Below are 20,668 nucleotides of genomic sequence, written 5' to 3' on the forward strand. Positions count from 1 at the left end.
AACGCATCAGAAAAGTATTCAGCCCCAACCTCTTTTAGTTATATATTTATCGCCATAAATTAAGGCAACTGCTTAGGTGTTGCAAATAAAAATCGAACTCTATCTTTTCAAAGATGCTAGCGACGCTGTGTAGTTTCAACACCCATCATCCGATAAGATTACCTTTAACATTTTTGCGATGGTATCAACAGGAACTCCGGCACCATAAGTGTCGAAAGTTATTGTACCAGAGGCATGCCCCATAACTGCCTGAGCATACGTTGTTGGAACCCCTTTGGCCTGCATCAGAGAAGCCAGCGAATGACGCAAAGAGTGAAACACCAAGCCACGCTCGTACGTATCTCCAAGGGCCACTGGGATAGCCTGTTGATTAGCCCACTCGCCTGCTGGTCTGTAACCGATTTGCGCCAATGACTCTGCCCCACTGAGCCTGCACGCTTCGACATACCTCAGGAAAGCTGCAAGGTCGAATCCATAAGCACCATCCGTTAAAGGCACCATCCGTTCACTGCGTTTATTCTTGATGGATTTCCCTTCACCTACCTCATTGATGTGAATGGCTGTAATCCCTGACGCAAGGGTATGGATGTCTCCCGTGGTTAACTGGGAGATTTCGTTGAGACGCCCGCCAGTGATGATGCCTAGACTCAGCAGCCAGCGCTTCCATGAGGTTTCAGGCAGATTGTTAGCGTACTGCATCAGCTTACCTACCTGACCCTGACTGAGCGCCTTGCGGTTCGACTCTAAGCCCTTGGTGAATTTGAGTTTCTTGTCGAAAGCCTTTTCTAGGTGGCCGTTCGCAACAGCCCAATTCAGGACAGCCGAGAGCTTCATTAGCATCTGATTAACCGTTGAGGGTTTGCGCGTAGTAGCAAGCTGGTCCCTCAACGAAACAAGGTCTGCTCGTGAGTGCATCCTCAAGTCCAGCGCCCCTAACGCGGAGCAGAGAACGCCATGCGTGAACTTGGTGCTACTGAGCGTATTGGCCTTCTGCTCCCCTGCCCGATCAGCCATGTAGAGACCGGACAGAACCTCAAAAGTCATCGCATGCACTGTCGTCGATTGAGACGAGGAGACGCTGCCCACCAGTTGCAAAGAGCTGGAAGGTAAAGCCTCAAGGTTCGAAGAACGATCCTCATCACCTGCATGCAGCGCCCCCCAAGCATGCGATGACTCCCCTACGCGTTTAGAGCCAAGTACCCCTGCCGAGACCGACAAGAAGTGCTCCTTCAGCTCAGACCATAGAGCCTTTGGGTTCTCCCGGTGGAACGCCCTGATGATTCCCGAAAGCTGATCAGAAGCATCCAGAGCGGCCCTTCTGTTGCGGGTCTTGAGGGAGACAGAAGCGGACTCGGCGATGCTGCCAGTCGCCCGCAGACGAAGGTAGTAAATACCGTTGCGCCGGTAGTGATATGGCATAGCGAGTCTTGTGGTCGGCCCCTGAGAAGCGAGCAGATTTGTGACAGTGGTTGTGACAGCAGATCGCAGTGAAGAGAGGTTCATATCGGTTAAGCCCCGTATTCATTGGGTTAACCTGAATTCCTTGAAAATTCTGGATGTATTGCCGGGAGGACTTGAGGAAGCTGAAGCGGATTACGGTGTTGTGGGATTACGTGCGGGAGGTGACGGAGATGAATCGGGACGTGTTATTGGGCAAAACGCAGGGACTCCGGTTTGCAGATCAAGCCTCCAAAGGCAGCAACAAATAAGGCAGGACGCAGCGTGTGCAACCGGTTTTAAACTGCCATTCAGATTTGTCGGCAGCCCAATCATGATTAGGACTCGTCCTACTGACTCATCCATTCGCTTGCAGTAGCCTGCCGCGAGTCAGCTGAAGCCTGGCTTTATGTCCCAAGGGACGAAAGACGCAAGAATGATTCATGATTTCTTCTGCCCGGCTGGGTGACAAACACCTCTGCCCCATGCCCGGTCACGGCATAACACCTGTTGCCTCGGCATCAAATGACGTCAATATCAATTTTATGGGCTCCGCCCGTGTCGGTGATACCTGCGGGTGCGGCGCGGTACTTACTGCCGGGTTTCCTTCCATTCTGGTGAATGGTCGTCCTATGGCTCACCTGGGAAGCCCTACCAGTCACGGAGGGACAATCATCACGGGCTCAATCGACGTCGGTGGTGGATTCGTCACGGGGGACGCTGGCGGTGCAACGATCATTGACTTCATGGCGCTGGGGGCCTTCCGGCCAGATGGCTCTTTGGACGATGAAAAGATGGCGACCTTGTTGGCTGATCCGAAGCTCAAGGAAAAAGCCTTGGCGGCGGATGCTTTAGTAGATCCTGAAACAGCCGGTAAGGAGCCAGAGACGCAGCCTGAGCCAAAAGTGGAACCTGCCGTCTGCAAAGATCCAGATAGGATGGAAGAGCTGGCGACCTACATTGCTGACGAGATCAACACCAACATCAACAGCCCGGAAGTTCGGCAGATGAGAGAACTCAATAATTTCGATGCTGCCGCAAAGATGAAGGAGTATGAGGCGCTTCCATTTTACTTGCGCCTTGGTCCCGGGCCGGATTTCTACAGCATGGCGGCCGGTATGCAAGTAAAGGCTTTTGCCATCTGGACAGAACGAGTGGGTCAAAATCGCCCGTGGGATCACAAGCCGATCATTCGTCGAACATTGGGTGGTGTCTGGCACAAACAAGGTCAGTACGATTATTTTTATGACATCTGGTCCAACGTCCATTACGGATATGTAGGCATGGCCGGGGGGTTTTCCGAAAGCGTCCTCTTGGATGGGGCAGGAGCCGAGCAGATAATTTCAGACGCCGGCCGGAAGGTCGAGGAGGTTTTTACAAAGCCCAAGGCTCAGTGGGAGCTACCCGGTCCGAACCGCTCCGGTGATGTCGAGGGCCTGAGAGCCTGGGATGATGCTCCCGACAGAATATCCATTAGTATTGGGGTGAAGCTCTATCAACAACATCCCAACGGAGGCATCACGCCCAGGATGATCATGGACGAAGTGCTTGCAGTACCGCCCCAGGCATGGGGTAAAGGGGTCCAAATACATGTCTGTCAATAAACCCAGGATCCGGTATGGCCGCTGGATAATTCTTCTGCTCTTCATCCTTCCTGTGGCTTTTTGGTATTTTGCTTCCCCGGTCGTAGCGGTCAACTTCTCTCCGAATAGCAAGGAAGAGTTTCGATACGTTTGGAACACTCAGGACAGAATCCACAGGGGTGATATCAGGCACGGCGGTTCAGCCGTTGAGTTCAGCCACATATTCCCTGATGAGGACTTCTTCATGATGTTCGATTGGTGGACTGACAAGGGTTTCAAGCGGTGCATCGACATCACGCCTGAATGGGGAAGTACGATAGACATCTATCTGGATGACAGCGGCAGGATCGACACAGCCAAAACGATGCCCGACGTAATTGCTCGTCTGAAACAGTGTTCTGGGAGACCAGACCCTTTCCGTCCATAAGACAAAATGGGAACCTCCAGATTGTCGTAATGAGTTATCGAGTTCGTCATCAGGACATAAGGCAACGCCGTTTCAAAGCATAAAGTTAATCCTGAAAACGTTCCGCTCCGGGTCCAGCAGCACGGCCTGATACCAGTTGTAATACGTCAGATACGGCGCCTTGATCAACGTGGCGCCCTGCTCTACCGCCAGCGGCACCAGCCGGTCCACTTCGGTTTGTTCCGACACGTCGATGTTGAGCAGGAACTTGCATCCGGTGCTGCCCGCGAACTCGTCCAGCCCCAGCAACTCATACGCATCAAGCGCATTGAAGCCAATGCTGGACTTGCCCGTGTCCAGTCCGCGGAAGATCGGCGATCTGATTGCTTCGATTTCGGGGAAGCCGAACAGCTCCGAGTAGAAGGTGCTCAGGCGAACGATGTCCTGGGCGAACACGTTGACGTAAGACAGTGAGTTCATGTCAGGCCACCTTACTGCCGCCAAAGGTGGTCTGTTTGACGAACTTGGACAGCAAGTGATCGCCCGATGTGACCGGCGCATGCCGAGGCGTGGCGCCAGACGGCAGGCAGCCAGGCAGACACTCGATCAAGGTGTCGTAGTTGGGCTGATGGAAGAACACCAGCGACTGACGCCGGTTGTCGTGCTCGCTGGTCATCGGCGGGTTGACCACTCGATGCAGCGTGGAAATCCACTGGTCGTTGGTCCACTGCATCATCAGGTCGCCAATGTTGACGACAAAACCATTCTCGACATACGGCACATCGACCCACTCGCCTTTCTGGTTTCGCACTTGCAGACCGCCCAGCGCGTTGTCGGGACGAACAATGGTCAGGCTGCCGTAGTCGGTATGCGCGCTGGCGCGTAATTGCCCTGCCTCGACTTCGGTCTTGATGTCCGGGTAACTGAGGCTGCGGAACATGCTGATATGACGGTCAATCCTGTCGTCGAAAAATTGCTCGTCCAGTTCCAGCGCGAGGGCAAACAGGCGCATCAATGATTGAGCCAGTTCACTCATGGCGTCGAAGTAGGCTTGATAAGCCTCTTTGAATCCAGGCAGCAGTTCTTGCGAAGGCCAAACGTTGGGGGCGAAGTGCGAACCCGCTTCGGCGTTGTGGTAGTAATCCTCATCCGGCACGTTGCTCGGCCCGATGGAAAAAGACTCCTTGAGGTCGCCCGGTGCACTTTCTTCCAGCGAATACGACAGGCTCTCCTCGGCAATCGCGCTGTAACCACGCACCATCTCCGGACTGGGTCGGTCAACCTTGCGCTTTTCGGCCAATGGCAAATCGAAGAACTGCCGGGTCAGACGCGAGACCCTGTCGATAAGCTCGTTGGGGATCTGGTGTTCGGTGATCACCAGAAAACCGATGTCCTCGCACGCCTGATTGACTGCCTGCGCCACGGCTGCCTTGCCGTCCGGTTCTCCTGAAAAATACGGGGCCAGGTTAACGATGGGCACATAGTGCAGAGTCATGTGGCTGATTCCTCTCGCTGACAGGTTTCGGAAAAGGCTCGCCTCCAGGGGTGAAGGTCAATGAGGCGAGAGCAGAAACCATGCCACTGGAGAAATTCATAACGCATACAAAACGTTAGCTTTTCATGCACTCGGGCCGGATCAAATGGTCTGAAACGGAGTGCATGGTTTGAAGGCGCAATGACGAAAAACGGGCCAGAATTGAGCACGCTCTTGTCTACGCTCTCTAAGCATTTTTAATACGCTGAATGACGTCGGCAGTCGTGGTGACTTCACCGAACTCATAGGCAATCGTCGTCAGCGATATGCGCTGAACCTCTTCAGCCGAAACGGCGCCGAACCCTACATCCGGGTAGTCCATCGCCGCATTGGCGTCGCTCAGGGCGATGACCTTGTACTCGCGATGCACGCCGTCCCTGATGGTGGTTTCGCAACACACGTTGGTGACCGTACCGCAGACGATGAGGGTGTCCACATCCCGCGCACGCAGCACGGTGTCCAGGTCGGTGTTGTGGAAACCGCTGTAGAACAGCTTGTCGATAATCACATCACCCGATTGAGGCGCGAGCGCTTCGATAACCTCAACGTCCGGGTCATGCCGCGCAAGGATCTGGTCCACATTGGGATATAAATCGCGCATACGTCCGGTGTCCGAACCATCACCGCGCACGATGTGGCGCAGATAAACCACCATCAACCCACCAGCGCGCGCGGCCTCCAGCAACCGCTGGATGGGCTGGACAATGTCAGCTGTATTTTTTACGTACAACGCACCTGTGGGCTCACAGAAGACCTTTTGCATGTCCACAACAATGACTGCAGTTCTGCGCGGGCTGATCGACCACTGAACCAGGGGTTTGCTCATTGGATTCATCTCGGTTGAGCCTGACAGGCTGGAGAGACGTACCAAGCAATAAGCGTGCTGCCGGGCGTGAGTCGTGATGAACGACGCGTAGAGACCGCCGTCGCGCTACGTCGAAGACGTGGTTGCGCCTCCTACAAAAAAGCGTGCATCCCGCAGGCTCGGCGCTAAACCATGAGCCAGCATCAAAGCCCCAGCATCAATCCGCTCAGCCGCTTCACCTTGCGCCGCAGCGCTTCTTCGAACACGCCCTGGCGTGGCTCGATCAGGCTGAACCAGTGTTTGGCGCGGGTGATGCCGGTGTAGATCAGTTCCTTGGTCAGCACCGGGTTCAGGGCTTCCGGGAGGATCAGCGCGGTGTGGGCGAATTCGGAGCCCTGGGATTTGTGGACGGTCATGGCGTAGACGGTTTCGACTTCGTTGAGTCGGCTCGGCAGGACGAAGCGCACGCCGCCGCTGCCATCGTTGCGCGGGAACGCCACGCGCAGGACCTGTTTGTCTTCGCCTTCACGTTCCGGCAGGCGAAGGGTGATGCCGATGTCGCCGTTCATCAGGCCAAGGCCGTAGTCATTGTGGGTCATGAGTACGGGGCGACCTTCGTACCACTGCTGCTCGCTTTCGATCAGGTTGGCGTTGAACAGCGCGTGAGTGATGCGCTGGTTCAACCCCTCAACGCCCCACGGACCCTTGCGGACCGCGCAGAGCAGTTGAAACGAATCGAAGGCTTCCAGAACGGAGCGTGCCCACAGCGTCCAGCATGGGTCGTCGAGGGTCGAACCTTGTGCCGGGCGTTCATTGGCCAAGACGTTCAGGTAATGCCGATAGCCTTGCGGTCCCTGCTCGCCTTTGCCGAGACCGTCGAGCACGAGGCGTTCAAACTTGAGGTCCTGCTCGCCTTTCAGCGCCAGTGCGAAAACGTCACTGTGACTGCCTGCCGCCAGCAGTGCCCGCGCCTGTTGGTCCTGTTGTTGGTTGACCAGTCGCGCCAATTGCCCGATGCCGCTGCCCTGCCCGAAACGGCGCGAGTGACGCAGCATCACCACTTGTTGCGCCAGCGGGTGCTGTTGCGCATCGCCCTGGCGCAGACCGCCCTTGTCCAGTTGCTCGCCGCTGACAGCTTCCAGCCAGGCCTGGGTTTCAGGGCTGTAGAAACCTTCTTCAGCGTCGCGACACAGGTCGCCGAGCACAGCGCCCGCTTCAACAGAGGCCAACTGATCCTTGTCGCCCAGCAGGACCATGCGCGCATGTGGCGGCAAGGCGTCTAGCAGGTTGGCCATCATTTCCAGGTCGATCATTGATGCTTCATCGACCACCAGCACGTCCAGCGGCAGCGGGTTGCCTGCGTGATGACGGAAGTGTCGCGTGCCGGGACGACTGCCCAGCAAGCGGTGAACCGTGGTGACTTCGGCAGGAATCTTCTGCCGCACTTCGGCGCTGACATCCAGGCTCTGCACCTGTTGGCTGATGGATTCGGTGAGTCGCGCAGCGGCCTTGCCGGTCGGTGCCGCGAGACGAATGCGCAGCGGCTGGCCGCTCTGCACCGCAGGCGCTTGCAGTAGCGCGAGCAGGCGCACCACGGTCGTAGTTTTACCGGTGCCGGGTCCGCCGGTGATGATGCTGAACGCCCGACGTGTGGCCAGTGCGCAGGCCAGTTTCTGCCAGTCGATGACTGCATCCGGCGCAGGGTTGGCCGCGCCGAACAAGGTGTCGAGACGCTGCGCCAGATCTGACGGAGGCGCTTCGTCCTGCGCCAGACGCTGACGCAATGCCGCCGCGATCCGACGCTCGTAAGTCCAGTAGCGGCGCAGGTACAGGCGTCGATCCGACAGCACCAAGGGCTTCTGCAGCGCCTCAACGCTGGAGTCTCCTGCACGAGCCACCAGAGTGCTGTCCGCCAGCGCCTGGCACCACGCAGCACCGTCCAGCGCCGCCAGCAACTGCGAAGGCAACAGCATCGGTGTGCTTTGCAGGTCGCCTTCCGGCGGCAGCGACAGGGCGAAATCGGGTTCTTTCAGCGTTTCGTAAAGGTCGAGACACACATGGCCGTGCCCCAGTTGATGGCTGGTCAGCGCGGCCGCGACCAGCACCAGCGGATCGGCCTGGGGATCGAGATCACTGAGGAACGCCACGAAGGCGCGGTCCAGTGCGCGCAACCAGCCACGCTCGACCCAGCGCTCCAGCAGGATCAACAGGTCCTGCACACGGGTCAGCGGGCTCAGGTCTGCGAGGCTGACGTCATTCAGCGCAGTGGGCAACAGCTCCTCGAACGAGCGGGTCATGCGAAGGCTCCTGACAGTTCCTGCGGTACGGGTTTGCCCTGAAACAGCAGGTCCAGGCTTTCGATCAGCTCGCGCGGCGGCCGGATGAAATAAGCGCCCTGCGTGGACGCATGCGCGCCGCGCAGGAACAGGTACAGCGCCCCGCCCATGTGCTGGTCATAGTCATAGTCGGCCAGCCGCGCCTTGAGCTGTCGGTGCAGCGCCAGCAGATAGAGCACGTATTGCAGGTCATAGCGGTTGTCGAGAATCGAGGCTTCCATCGCCAGCTCGGTATAGGCGGTCTCGTCCGGCCCCAGCCAGTTGGACTTGTAGTCGGCCACGTAATAGCGCCCTTCATGCTCGAACGTCAGGTCGATGAAGCCTTTGAACATGCCGTTGAGCAAGACGGTTTCGGTGGCGGCGCGTGGCGCGTTGTCGTGAGTGAAACGGCGCACGAGGGCATCCATCCGCTTTACGTCGACCTGATTGCTGGCGAACCAGAATTCCATCTCGACGCGATATTGATTGGGTTGATCCAGTTCGCCCAGCGCCACCGGCGTGGCATCCGGCGACAGGCGCATCGGCATGTTCAGCACATGTTGCAGCCAGTCACGCAGGGTGTTGATCCAGCCTTCCCAGCCGCGACGGTTACAGCGCCGGGCGACGGCATCTTCAAGTCTCTCAGGGTCGTTGGCGGTCTGCGCAAAACCCTCGTTGCCCGCCCATTCCAGCAAACCATGCAGAAAGGTGCCGGGGTTAGGGCCGCGAGGAAAGCGATGGATGTCGCCGCCGCTGACCGGCACGTCGCGAGGCGCTTCGGGGTCCAGACGTTCGTCGTCGAACAGTTTCTGCGCCTGCGGGCTGTCCGGAGACTGGTCGGCACCGGCGGTGATCGTGTCGCCGATGCGCAACGCGCTGTACGAGGCGATCCACCAGTTTTCGGCAGCACGCCGTTTGGGCACCAGCGGCTTGAGCAGCGAAGCTTCATTGCGCGGCGCGCTGAAGCTGTCTGTGGTCGGCTCGGGCACCGGTTGCAACGCAATGGCCTCGCAGCCCGCATGCAGATCCCGCAGCCAGACTTTCAGATCAGCCGACTCGCCAAGCACCGCACCGCCACCCAGCAGATAGCCCAGCGCCGAACGGTGCAGCATCGAGCTATTGGCGTTGCCGCGCTTGAGGTCGGCGACGCCCAGCCAGCAGGCGTGTTCCGAACGGGTCAGGGCGACGTAGAGCAGACGCAGGTCTTCGGCCAGGCGCTCGTCGTCCGACTGCTGAATCAACGCTTCGGTGGGCTGCAGACTGATCTGCGCGTTGCCCTCGGCATCGTGAAACTGCAGCGGCAGGCGGCTGCCATCCACAGGTTTGGAAGAACAGATGAACGGCAGGAACACCAGCGGATACTGCAAGCCCTTGGACTTGTGAATGGTCACGACCTTGACCAATTGCTCGTCGCTTTCCAGCCGCAGGATCTGCTCTTCACCCGCCTGACCGGACAGCGCCAGATGGTCGCCGAGGTGACGAATCAGGGCCTGTTCGCCATCGAGTTCGGCGGCGGCCTGTTGCAGCAGTTCGGACAAGTGCAACAGATTGGTCAGCACGCGCTCGCCATCAGTGCGGGTCATGAGGGTCTGTGGCAAGGCGAAGTCATGCAGCAGGCGACGCAGCATCGGCAGCACGCCCTGGGTGCGCCAAATGGCGCGATAACCACGGAACTGCATGACGCGCCGCTCCCAGGCCAGTTCGTCCTGATTCAGGCGTTCCAGCTCGGCCAGCGGCAGGTCGAGGGTGATGCAGGCCAGCGCAGCCCGCAACGTGCGCTCCGAATCGGGTTCGGCACAGGCCTTGAGCCACGACAGCAGATCATGGGCTTCCTGCGCGGCGAACACCGAGTCCTTGTCCGACAGATAAACGCTGCGCACACCCCGCGCCGAAAGCTCGTTGCGCACGGCCTGCGCTTCCTTGCCGTCGCGCACCAGAATGGCAATGTCAGCGGGACGCAGGCCACGCAGCACCTTGTCTGGCGCGGCAAACCCGGCGAGACCTTGCTGACCGGCATTGAGCAGTCGCACGATTTCACTCGCGCAACTGGCCGCCAGTTGTTGACGATAAGCGACGCCGGATACCGGTTGATCGCTTTCCAGATGCCAGACCGTCAATGCCGCGAGCGCTGCGCCGTCCACCTGCAGCGTCTCCTTGCGGCCTTGGGCCAGTGCTCTGGAGAACGGCACGGGATTGTTTTCGCCTTCCCGAAACAGAAACGCGCCGCGCCCTTCCGGCCGCAACTCGGCGCGTTCGAATACATGGTTGACCGACGCGACCATCGCATGGCTGGAGCGATAGTTGGTGTCCAGCGTGTGCCAGCGGCCCGACGTCGCTTGACGCGCACGCAGGTAGGTGTAGATATCGGCACCCCGGAACGCGTAGATCGCCTGCTTGGGGTCGCCAATCAGAAACAGGCCGGTCTGCTCGTCGTTGTCTTCGAGACGATAAATGCTCTCGAAGATGCGGTACTGCACCGGGTCGGTGTCCTGAAACTCGTCGATCAGTGCGACGGGAAACTGTTCGCGGATCAGGGTCGCCAGCCGCTCGCCGCCTGCGCTGTGCAGGGCGCTGTCGAGCCGGAGCAGCATGTCGTCGAAGCCCATTTCCGCACGGCGACGCTTCTCTTCTTCAAAACGCGCGCTGACCCATTGCGCAGCGTGCTGCAACACCGCGGCATCAGGCTTCGGCAGGCCATCGAGCGCCGCCTTGAGTTCGAGCATTGCCTCGAAGGCCGGGTGCGAAGGCGCATCGCTTTTCCATGCCTCCGCGATACCGTCGGGCGTCAGTCGGGTGAAACCGGTGCCCAGGTCCAGCGCCTCCACCGTTTCGTCAGCGGCCCAGGCGGCCAGTTTTTCGAACCAGGGTCTGAAGTAGCGCTCCTGCATCTTGCGACCGTCGACAATCTTGCGGGCCACGCCGTCCATGCAGATCGCCTGCAGTTCAGCGGTCCAGACGGTCCAGGGTGCTTTCAGTGCGGCCAGCGCTTCGCGACGCTCCAAAAGGGACGCGGCGATCAACTCGGCAGGCTCTTGAGTGCCGATGTTGCGCTCACGTCCGAACAGGCCGCGCACGCGGGGCAACAGCGCCGCAGGACCGCTCCAGTTCTCGCGCACCCAGGTCAGCGCGTCGCCGCTCATGGGGTAGCAGAACCGACGCCAGTAGTCGCGCAGCACTTCGCCGAGCAGGTCGCTGTGATCGGTTTCCAGGGTCTGGGTGAACAGGCTGCCACTGTCGAAGGCGTGCTCGCGCAACATGCGCTGACACCAACTGTGGATCGTCGAGACCGCTGCCTCGTCCATCCATTGTGCGGCGATGTCCAGGCGGTTGGCGCAACTCGGCCAGAGCTCGGCGCTGAATTGCTCACGCAGCTCGGCAATCAGGTCATCGGGCGCGTCGATTTCGTCACGGAAGAATCGCGCAGCCTCGGCGAGTCGGGTACGGATCCGGTCGCGCAGTTCTTTCGTCGCGGCATCGGTGAAGGTCACCACCAGTATTTGTGGCGGTAGCAATTCGCGGCCAAAGCCTGAGGATTCGTCACCGTGCCCCAGCACCAGGCGCAGGTACAGCGCCGAAATGGTGAAGGTCTTGCCGGTGCCGGCGCTGGCTTCGATCAATTGACTGCCGCGCAACGGGAAACGCAGGGCCAGTGGAAGCGTCATGTCGTTCATGCGCTGGCCTCCGGGCTGGAGAGCGATTGCCACGAGGCGTCGTAGATCGGCTTGTAAAGTGTTTCGCACCAGCCGACGAATTCTTCGCTGTCCATCAAGGCATCGAAGTCCGGGTATTGGCGGGCCAGCGCCGTGCTCTCCCGACGCTCGCCATCGGTGGTCTGGCCGTCGCCTTCATAGGCTTTGTGAGCGGCGGCCTCGGCCTTGTCCAAGGGTTGTCCCAGCCAGGCGAATGCAGTTTTCACGGCCACCGGCAACGGTTGCTGCATACCGCGCAGCCAGGCCATCAACAGGTGATTGAGGGTTATGACAGCGGCATCCTTTTCCAGTGGAGCCAGCATCAGGGTTTCATCGCTGGCAACCAGTGCGGTGCTCAATGGAAGATCACAGGCACACGCCACCAGATGATTGACCCACGGCCGGATCAGCCGATGCCACTTGCGGGTTTTCTTCGAGCCGATGCTGTTGGGAATCGCCGTGACCAGCAACAACTCGCCTCGCGCATTGCGATGCAGCCCGCCCAGCCAGCCGTCGATGCTCACACCGCCATGGCTGAAGCTGATTGGCAGCGCACTGCTTAGCGGCTCGGGCCATAGCGTCAACAGGTCCTGATAACGCCTGAGTACATCGGGCAGCGGCTCGATCAACTCCTGCTGCATGCAGGTGCCGAAACCTGCCAGTGGCAGCAGACCGCTGGCCTGCAACTTGAGCGCTTGTGCCCGGAGGGCGTTGTCGATGTCATCAGGCTGCGCCATGGCGGCGTTGAGCAGACTGTCGCTGAGCCCGTAACGCTCCAGCGCGTCGAGCACGAAGGGTTCTTCATCGGCGAGCGGGGCTTCGGCCACTTCGAAGTAGATCTTCAGACGTTGACTGAAAAAGTGCTTCACGGGGTTGCGCAGAAAATCCTGCAGTTGGGCAATGGTCAACGGCTCTTCCTGCTCATGGGGAGTTAGCCCCGGCGATACAGGTATCTCGAGCCCCGTCTCGTGCAGCAATCGCCATTCTCGGGCGAAGCTGAAGTAGCCGGTGCCTTCATGAAAATAATTGGCGCTGAAAGGTTGCAACGGATGTTCCAGCGTCAACGCTTTCAGCAGCCGTTCTCCCTCATCGAGCTTGCCGGTTGTATCTGGCTCACCGGCCAGCTTCCAGCCACTGGCAAGATGATCACGCAGTTGACCGATCAGCACCGATGCGGGCCGATCACTGTTGTCACGAATGCTGCGGCCGACCCAACTGATGTAAAGCTGATCCCTAGCGGATAGCAGCGCCTCCAGCAGCAGATAGCGGTCGTCTTCACGTCGCGAACGGTCGCCGGGGCGGTAGTCGCTGCCCATCAGGTCGAAGTCCAGCGGCGGCTGGGCGCGCGGGTAATCACCATCGTTCATGCCCAGCAGGCAGACCACTTTGAATGGAATCGCGCGCATGGGCATCAGCGTGCAGAAGTTGACCGAGCCTGCCAGAAAGCGCTGGGACAACCGCCCCTGATCGAGCCCGGCCAGCCAGGCCTCACGAACGACCGTCAAAGGCAGCTCATCTATGAGGCCGACGGTTTCGCAGGTCTCCAGCCAGTTCTCGCGCAGGGTTTCGAGTTGAGCGAGCAGGTAGTCGTCGTGCTCGCTGTCGGCGGCAAAGAATAGTTGCAGGACAGCTTGCAGACGAGCACCCCACTGCGTCGGGGTGGCCGGTTTCGAGAGTTCGCCATGAGCGGCCTCCAACGCATCGATCAGGGCCACCAGCGGACCGATCAACGCGGCGTCCAGCCCTCCGATTTCATCGTAAGGCTCAATACCTTCGTAGGCAGCACCGGCACCGACTGCATAGCCGAGCAACATGCGGCGCAGGCCGAAGTGCCAGCTGTTCTGCTCCAGCGCATCCGGCAAACCCAGCCCTGCACGTTGAGGTGCGTTCAGCCCCCAGCGGATGCCTGCGCCTTCGATCCAGCGATGCAGGGTCGGCAGGTCACGCTCCTGAATCCGGAAGCGCGCGCGCAGCGCCGGGACGTCGAGCAGGTCAAGAATTTCGCTGACCGGAAAGCGGCTGTCGGGCAGTTTCAGCAGGTGTTCGACAGCGATCAGCAAAGGCTCGCGGCCACGTTGCCCCTGGTCTGCCAGCGTGAAAGGAATGAAGCGACGATCATCGCGCTCTATCTGGCCGAAGACAGCGCGAATGTGCGGCGCGTAGCTGTCGATGTCCGGAACCATGACGATCACATCACGCGGACGCAACTCGGGATCACGACTGAAACGGGCCAGGAGCTGATCATGCAGCACTTCGACTTCCCGTTGCGCGCTGTGGGCGACATGAAAGCGGATGGAGCGGTCCTTCAAAGCGTCTACGGCGGGCCAGAGCTCCCGCGTTTCATTCAGAGGACGCAGCTCAAGGATGTCATCCTGCAATTGATTGAGTATGTTCCTGGGTTCGCTTTCGCTGAACAGATCGATGCGCTCGTCCTTGAACGAGGCACGATAGCTACGCGGGTCGTCATGGCTGTCGAGCAGATTGATGTAGTCGCGACCCTGCTTGCCCCATGCCGCGAGCAAGGGATGCGCGTGCTGGTGGAGGGCCTCGGGGTCGAGCACCATTGGCATGCCGGTCTTACGAGACTGACGCTTGTACTGATGACGCAACAGGTCCTTATCGGCAACGATATCGGCCCAGTGATGGCGGCATGGGTTATGGACGCAGAGCAGAACCTGACTGAAACGGGCCAGTCCGGCGAGCGCTTCGAGCGCCTGGGCGGGCAGTGAAGAAATACCGAATACGATGACACGTGCGGGCAGTCCGGCGGGGGCTTCAGTCAGCGTGCTGATGCGCTCGATGAAACGCTGATGCACGCCTGCACGGCTTTGCGCCATGCCTTCTGCCCCGACGTCATGCAGCAGTGCTCGCCACAACTCCGCCTGCCAGCAGTTGGAAGCGGTCAGCGGCTTGGGCTCACCTCTCACGTTGCGCAACTGATGACGTCCGGCTGCCCAGTCTTCCAGCCAGTCGGCGCGGTATACCTGGTATTGGTCGAACAGATCCGATAAACGCTCCGACAATTGATAGCGCTTGCGCAGATCAGTGTCGGCCGTCAGAAAGCGCTGCAAGGGCTCGAAGTGAGGCTGATTGATGAGTTCGGGCAACAGACGCATGAGGCGCCAGGTCAGCGGGCCTTTGTCGAGCAGGGAGGTCTCGGGGATTTCATCTCGACCGAGGACCGCTCGGTAGAGCTTCCACATGAAACTGCCGGGCAACTGAACATCGATGGCTGCAGCAATGCCGCATCCGCCGAGATCTTCGTCCTGAGCATCTTCAGCCAGAGCCAGCTTCAGCCACTGGGCGATGCCGTTGCTCTGTACCAGCGCAATCTCGTTCTCCAGTGGTGCCAGCGGATAACGCCTCATCCAGGAAACAACCAGACTGCGCAGCTCATCCAGGCGGTTGCCGTGAACCACCATGAAACCAGCGCTCAGCGAGGTTGTAACGGACATGCTTGCTTCCTTGACGATAACGAGTGAAACCTGAGGCCAAACCATAAGGGCAAGCGCGCTGGATTGCCACACACAAGTTGAACGCAGAGATGGCTGGCGAGCGTAGTGGGACTTTTGCAGACGCCACAAAGACAAAACCCCTCACCGCGTAAGCGATGAGGGGTTCTGGAATTTAATCTTGACGATGACCTACTCTCACATGGGGAAACCCCACACTACCATCGGCGATGCATCGTTTCACTGCTGAGTTCGGGATGGGATCAGGTGGTTCCAATGCTCTATGGTCGTCAAGAAATTCGGGTACCGAAGCGTGCCGGATGGCGCGCTTCAGCAAAATGGGTATGTGATAAAGGTGTTGTTTGTGACGCAAACTTTCGGTTCGTGTCGTCTTCACAGCCACCGCAATCTGTGCTCAATCGAGTCGCAGATTGCTTGGGTGTTATATGGTCAAGCCTCACGGGCAATTAGTATTGGTTAGCTCAACGCCTCACAGCGCTTACACACCCAACCTATCAACGTCGTAGTCTTCGACGGCCCTTCAGGGAACTCAAGGTTCCAGTGAGATCTCATCTTGAGGCAAGTTTCCCGCTTAGATGCTTTCAGCGGTTATCTTTTCCGAACATAGCTACCCGGCAATGCCACTGGCGTGACAACCGGAACACCAGAGGTTCGTCCACTCCGGTCCTCTCGTACTAGGAGCAGCCCCTCTCAAATCTCAAACGTCCACGGCAGATAGGGACCGAACTGTCTCACGACGTTCTAAACCCAGCTCGCGTACCACTTTAAATGGCGAACAGCCATACCCTTGGGACCGGCTTCAGCCCCAGGATGTGATGAGCCGACATCGAGGTGCCAAACACCGCCGTCGATATGAACTCTTGGGCGGTATCAGCCTGTTATCCCCGGAGTACCTTTTATCCGTTGAGCGATGGCCCTTCCATACAGAACCACCGGATCACTAAGACCTACTTTCGTACCTGCTCGACGTGTCTGTCTCGCAGTCAAGCGCGCTTTTGCCTTTATACTCTACGACCGATTTCCGACCGGTCTGAGCGCACCTTCGTACTCCTCCGTTACTCTTTAGGAGGAGACCGCCCCAGTCAAACTACCCACCATACACTGTCCTCGATCCGGATAACGGACCTGAGTTAGAACCTCAAAGTTGCCAGGGTGGTATTTCAAGGTTGGCTCCACGCAGACTGGCGTCCACGCTTCAAAGCCTCCCACCTATCCTACACAAGCAAATTCAAAGTCCAGTGCAAAGCTATAGTAAAGGTTCACGGGGTCTTTCCGTCTAGCCGCGGATACACTGCATCTTCACAGCGATTTCAATTTCACTGAGTCTCGGGTGGAGACAGCGCCGCCATCGTTACGCCATTCGTGCAGGTCGGAACTTACCCGACAAGGAATTTCGCTACCTTAGGACCGTTATAGTTACGGCCGCCGTTTACCGGGGCTTCGATCAAGAGCTTCGCTTGCGCTAACCCCATCAATTAACCTTCCGGCACCGGGCAGGCGTCACACCCTATACGTCCACTTTCGTGTTTGCAGAGTGCTGTGTTTTTAATAAACAGTCGCAGCGGCCTGGTATCTTCGACCGGCGTGGGCTTACGCAGTAAATGCTTCACCCTCACCGGCGCACCTTCTCCCGAAGTTACGGTGCCATTTTGCCTAGTTCCTTCACCCGAGTTCTCTCAAGCGCCTTGGTATTCTCTACCCAACCACCTGTGTCGGTTTGGGGTACGGTTCCTGGTTACCTGAAGCTTAGAAGCTTTTCTTGGAAGCATGGCATCAACCACTTCGTGTTCCAAAGGAACACTCGTCATCAGCTCTCGGCCTTGAGACCCCGGATTTACCTAAGATCTCAGCCTACCACCTTAAACCTGGACAACCAACGCCAGGCTGGCCTAGCCTTCTCCGTCCCTCCATCGCAATAACCAGAAGTACAGGAATATTAACCTGTTTTCCATCGACTACGCTTTTCAGCCTCGCCTTAGGGACCGACTAACCCTGCGTCGATTAACGTTGCGCAGGAAACCTTGGTCTTTCGGCGTGGGTGTTTTTCACACCCATTGTCGTTACTCATGTCAGCATTCGCACTTCTGATACCTCCAGCAAGCTTCTCAACTCACCTTCACAGGCTTACAGAACGCTCCTCTACCGCATCACCAAAGGTGATACCCGTAGCTTCGGTGCATGGTTTGAGCCCCGTTACATCTTCCGCGCAGGCCGACTCGACTAGTGAGCTATTACGCTTTCTTTAAAGGGTGGCTGCTTCTAAGCCAACCTCCTAGCTGTCTAAGCCTTCCCACATCGTTTCCCACTTAACCATGACTTTGGGACCTTAGCTGACGGTCTGGGTTGTTTCCCTTTTCACGACGGACGTTAGCACCCGCCGTGTGTCTCCCATGCTCGGCACTTGTAGGTATTCGGAGTTTGCATCGGTTTGGTAAGTCGGGATGACCCCCTAGCCGAAACAGTGCTCTACCCCCTACAGTGATACATGAGGCGCTACCTAAATAGCTTTCGAGGAGAACCAGCTATCTCCGAGCTTGATTAGCCTTTCACTCCGATCCACAGGTCATCCGCTAACTTTTCAACGGTAGTCGGTTCGGTCCTCCAGTCAGTGTTACCTAACCTTCAACCTGCCCATGGATAGATCGCCCGGTTTCGGGTCTATTCCCAGCGACTAGACGCCCTATTAAGACTCGCTTTCGCTACGCCTCCCCTATTCGGTTAAGCTTGCCACTGAAAATAAGTCGCTGACCCATTATACAAAAGGTACGCAGTCACCCAACAAAGTGGGCTCCCACTGCTTGTACGCATACGGTTTCAGGATCTATTTCACTCCGCTCTCCGCGGTTCTTTTCGCCTTTCCCTCACGGTACTGGTTCACTATCGGTCAGTCAGTAGTATTTAGCCTTGGAGGATGGTCCCCCCATATTCAGACAAGGTTTCTCGTGCCCCGTCCTACTCGATTTCATTGCAAAGAGACTTTCGCGTACAGGGCTATCACCCACTATGGCCGCACTTTCCAGAGCGTTCCGCTACTCTCAATCCAACTTAAGGGCTGGTCCCCGTTCGCTCGCCACTACTAAGGGAATCTCGGTTGATTTCTTTTCCTCAGGGTACTTAGATGTTTCAGTTCCCCTGGTTCGCTCCATACACCTATGTATTCAGTGTAAGGTAACTGTCTTATGACAGCTGGGTTCCCCCATTCAGACATCTCCGGATCACAGTCTGTTTGCCGACTCCCCGAAGCTTTTCGCAGGCTACCACGTCTTTCATCGCCTCTGACTGCCAAGGCATCCACCGTATGCGCTTCTTCACTTGACCATATAACCCCAAGCAATCTGGTTATACTGTGAAGACGACATTCGCCGAAAGTTTGTTCTCACAAACTTTACCTTAGCCTGTTCACCACCAGTGAAAGTGGTCAACAGTCTATTTCTTTCTATCACATACCCAAATTTTTAAAGAACGATCTAATCAAAGACTAGAAATCAACACTCATCACCCTATGGATGGAATGCTCATTTCTAAGCTCTAACAACGAAACAGCGGTAAGTGGTGGAGCCAAACGGGATCGAACCGTTGACCTCCTGCGTGCAAGGCAGGCGCTCTCCCAGCTGAGCTATGGCCCCGTATTTCTACAGGCTTTTCCCACACAAAATTGGTGGGTCTGGGCAGATTCGAACTGCCGACCTCACCCTTATCAGGGGTGCGCTCTAACCAACTGAGCTACAGACCCAATTTCGGGCTGTTTCTATCGTCTTCTTCAATGAATCAAGCAATTCGTGTGGGTGCTTATGGTGCAGCTGAGTCGTCGATTAAGGAGGTGATCCAGCCGCAGGTTCCCCTACGGCTACCTTGTTACGACTTCACCCCAGTCATGAATCACACCGTGGTAACCGTCCCCCCGAAGGTTAGACTAGCTACTTCTGGTGCAACCCACTCCCATGGTGTGACGGGCGGTGTGTACAAGGCCCGGGAACGTATTCACCGCGACATTCTGATTCGCGATTACTAGCGATTCCGACTTCACGCAGTCGAGTTGCAGACTGCGATCCGGACTACGATCGGTTTTGTGAGATTAGCTCCACCTCGCGGCTTGGCAACCCTCTGTACCGACCATTGTAGCACGTGTGTAGCCCAGGCCGTAAGGGCCATGATGACTTGACGTCATCCCCACCTTCCTCCGGTTTGTCACCGGCAGTCTCCTTAGAGTGCCCACCATTACGTGCTGGTAACTAAGGACAAGGGTTGCGCTCGTTACGGGACTTAACCCAACATCTCACGACACGAGCTGACGACAGCCATGCAGCACCTGTCTCAATGCTCCCGAAGGCACTCCTCTATCTCTAAAGGATTCATTGGATGTCAAGGCCTGGTAAGGTTCTTCGCGTTGCTTCGAATTAAACCACATGCTCCACCGCTTGTGCGGGCCCCCGTCAATTCATTTGAGTTTTAACCTTGCGGCCGTACTCCCCAGGCGGTCAACTTAATGCGTTAGCTGCGCCACTAAAATCTCAAGGATTCCAACGGCTAGTTGACATCGTTTACGGCGTGGACTACCAGGGTATCTAATCCTGTTTGCTCCCCACGCTTTCGCACCTCAGTGTCAGTATGAGCCCAGGTGGTCGCCTTCGCCACTGGTGTTCCTTCCTATATCTACGCATTTCACCGCTACACAGGAAATTCCACCACCCTCTGCCCTACTCTAGCTTGCCAGTTTTGGATGCAGTTCCCAGGTTGAGCCCGGGGATTTCACATTCAACTTAACAAACCACCTACGCGCGCTTTACGCCCAGTAATTCCGATTAACGCTTGCACCCTCTGTATTACCGCGGCTGCTGGCACAGAGTTAGCCGGTGCTTATTCTGTCGGTAACGTCAAAACAATAACGTATTAGGTTACTGCCCTTCCTCCCAACTTAAAGTGCTTTACAATCCGAAGACCTTCTTCACACACGCGGCATGGCTGGATCAGGCTTTCGCCCATTGTCCAATATTCCCCACTGCTGCCTCCCGTAGGAGTCTGGACCGTGTCTCAGTTCCAGTGTGACTGATCATCCTCTCAGACCAGTTACGGATCGTCGCCTTGGTGAGCCATTACCTCACCAACTAGCTAATCCGACCTAGGCTCATCTGATAGCGCAAGGCCCGAAGGTCCCCTGCTTTCTCCCGTAGGACGTATGCGGTATTAGCGTCCGTTTCCGAGCGTTATCCCCCACTACCAGGCAGATTCCTAGGCATTACTCACCCGTCCGCCGCTCTCAAGAGAAGCAAGCTTCTCTCTACCGCTCGACTTGCATGTGTTAGGCCTGCCGCCAGCGTTCAATCTGAGCCATGATCAAACTCTTCAGTTCAAACATCCAACTGGGTTTTGAGAAAACCCTAAACTTGGCTCAGCAATCGTTGGTTACATCTTTGATTTCTCGCGGA

The 20,668-nt window shown here is 57.5% G+C and carries 9 protein-coding genes, 2 tRNA genes, 3 rRNA genes and 1 pseudogene; 3 read left to right on the forward strand and 12 right to left on the reverse strand.

The window, feature by feature from the left end; all coding sequences use genetic code 11:
• Positions 1–135: 135 nt before the first annotated feature.
• A complete protein-coding gene (locus AC0IXS_RS10400; RefSeq protein WP_240045215.1) occupies positions 136–1,419 on the reverse strand; it encodes a tyrosine-type recombinase/integrase in 1,284 nt (427 codons plus the stop codon).
• A gap of 128 nt (positions 1,420–1,547) precedes the next feature.
• Here AC0IXS_RS10400 and AC0IXS_RS10405 point away from each other — a divergent pair.
• From AC0IXS_RS10405 to AC0IXS_RS10415, 3 genes and pseudogenes are all read left to right on the forward strand, one after another.
• A pseudogene (locus tag AC0IXS_RS10405) lies at positions 1,548–1,709 on the forward strand (LysR family transcriptional regulator); the annotation flags it as partial.
• A gap of 171 nt (positions 1,710–1,880) precedes the next feature.
• A complete protein-coding gene (locus tag AC0IXS_RS10410) occupies positions 1,881–3,041 on the forward strand; it encodes a polymorphic toxin type 44 domain-containing protein (RefSeq protein ID WP_137203530.1) in 1,161 nt (386 codons plus the stop codon).
• Positions 3,028–3,447 carry a hypothetical protein gene (locus AC0IXS_RS10415; RefSeq protein WP_057408034.1) on the forward strand — a complete coding sequence of 140 codons (420 nt, stop codon included), beginning with the start codon at positions 3,028–3,030 and terminating at the stop codon, positions 3,445–3,447. Before AC0IXS_RS10410 ends, AC0IXS_RS10415 begins: the two co-directional genes overlap by 14 nt.
• A 72-nt stretch (positions 3,448–3,519) precedes the next feature.
• Here the strand turns inward: AC0IXS_RS10415 and AC0IXS_RS10420 are convergent, their stop codons facing one another.
• The 11 genes from AC0IXS_RS10420 to AC0IXS_RS10470 form a co-directional block, all read right to left on the reverse strand.
• Positions 3,520–3,906, reverse strand: a complete 387-nt coding sequence (locus AC0IXS_RS10420; protein WP_137203531.1) for a VOC family protein — start codon at positions 3,904–3,906, stop codon at positions 3,520–3,522.
• 1 nt (position 3,907) lies between these two features.
• The gene (locus AC0IXS_RS10425; protein ID WP_057408032.1) at positions 3,908–4,921 is read right to left on the reverse strand and encodes an isopenicillin N synthase family dioxygenase; all 1,014 of its coding nucleotides are present in this window, start codon (positions 4,919–4,921) and stop codon (positions 3,908–3,910) included.
• Between the two features lie 226 nt (positions 4,922–5,147).
• On the reverse strand, positions 5,148–5,786 hold the full coding sequence (locus tag AC0IXS_RS10430; RefSeq protein ID WP_137203533.1) for a cysteine hydrolase family protein: 639 nt from the start codon (positions 5,784–5,786) through the stop codon (positions 5,148–5,150).
• A 182-nt stretch (positions 5,787–5,968) separates the two neighbouring features.
• On the reverse strand, positions 5,969–8,062 hold the full coding sequence (gene recD / locus AC0IXS_RS10435) for an exodeoxyribonuclease V subunit alpha (protein ID WP_471824545.1): 2,094 nt from the start codon (positions 8,060–8,062) through the stop codon (positions 5,969–5,971).
• Complete coding sequence (gene recB / locus AC0IXS_RS10440) at positions 8,059–11,751, reverse strand: exodeoxyribonuclease V subunit beta (RefSeq protein WP_471824547.1); 3,693 nt, start codon at positions 11,749–11,751, stop codon at positions 8,059–8,061. The genes recD and recB overlap by 4 nt, the downstream gene beginning before the upstream one ends.
• A complete protein-coding gene (gene recC, locus AC0IXS_RS10445) occupies positions 11,748–15,224 on the reverse strand; it encodes an exodeoxyribonuclease V subunit gamma (protein WP_471824549.1) in 3,477 nt (1,158 codons plus the stop codon). The genes recB and recC overlap by 4 nt, the downstream gene beginning before the upstream one ends.
• 176 nt (positions 15,225–15,400) lie before the next feature.
• A 5S ribosomal RNA gene (gene rrf / locus AC0IXS_RS10450) occupies positions 15,401–15,516 on the reverse strand.
• 151 nt (positions 15,517–15,667) lie between these two features.
• A 23S ribosomal RNA gene (locus AC0IXS_RS10455) occupies positions 15,668–18,560 on the reverse strand.
• A gap of 232 nt (positions 18,561–18,792) precedes the next feature.
• A tRNA-Ala gene (locus tag AC0IXS_RS10460) sits at positions 18,793–18,868 on the reverse strand.
• A 30-nt stretch (positions 18,869–18,898) separates the two neighbouring features.
• Positions 18,899–18,975: transfer RNA gene (locus tag AC0IXS_RS10465), tRNA-Ile, on the reverse strand.
• Between the two features lie 80 nt (positions 18,976–19,055).
• A 16S ribosomal RNA gene (locus tag AC0IXS_RS10470) occupies positions 19,056–20,592 on the reverse strand.
• Together the 16S, 23S and 5S rRNA genes with 2 tRNA genes alongside form the textbook arrangement of a ribosomal RNA operon.
• Positions 20,593–20,668: the final 76 nt, after the last annotated feature.

It is taken from the genome of Pseudomonas sp. AC016 (genome assembly GCF_979253365.1).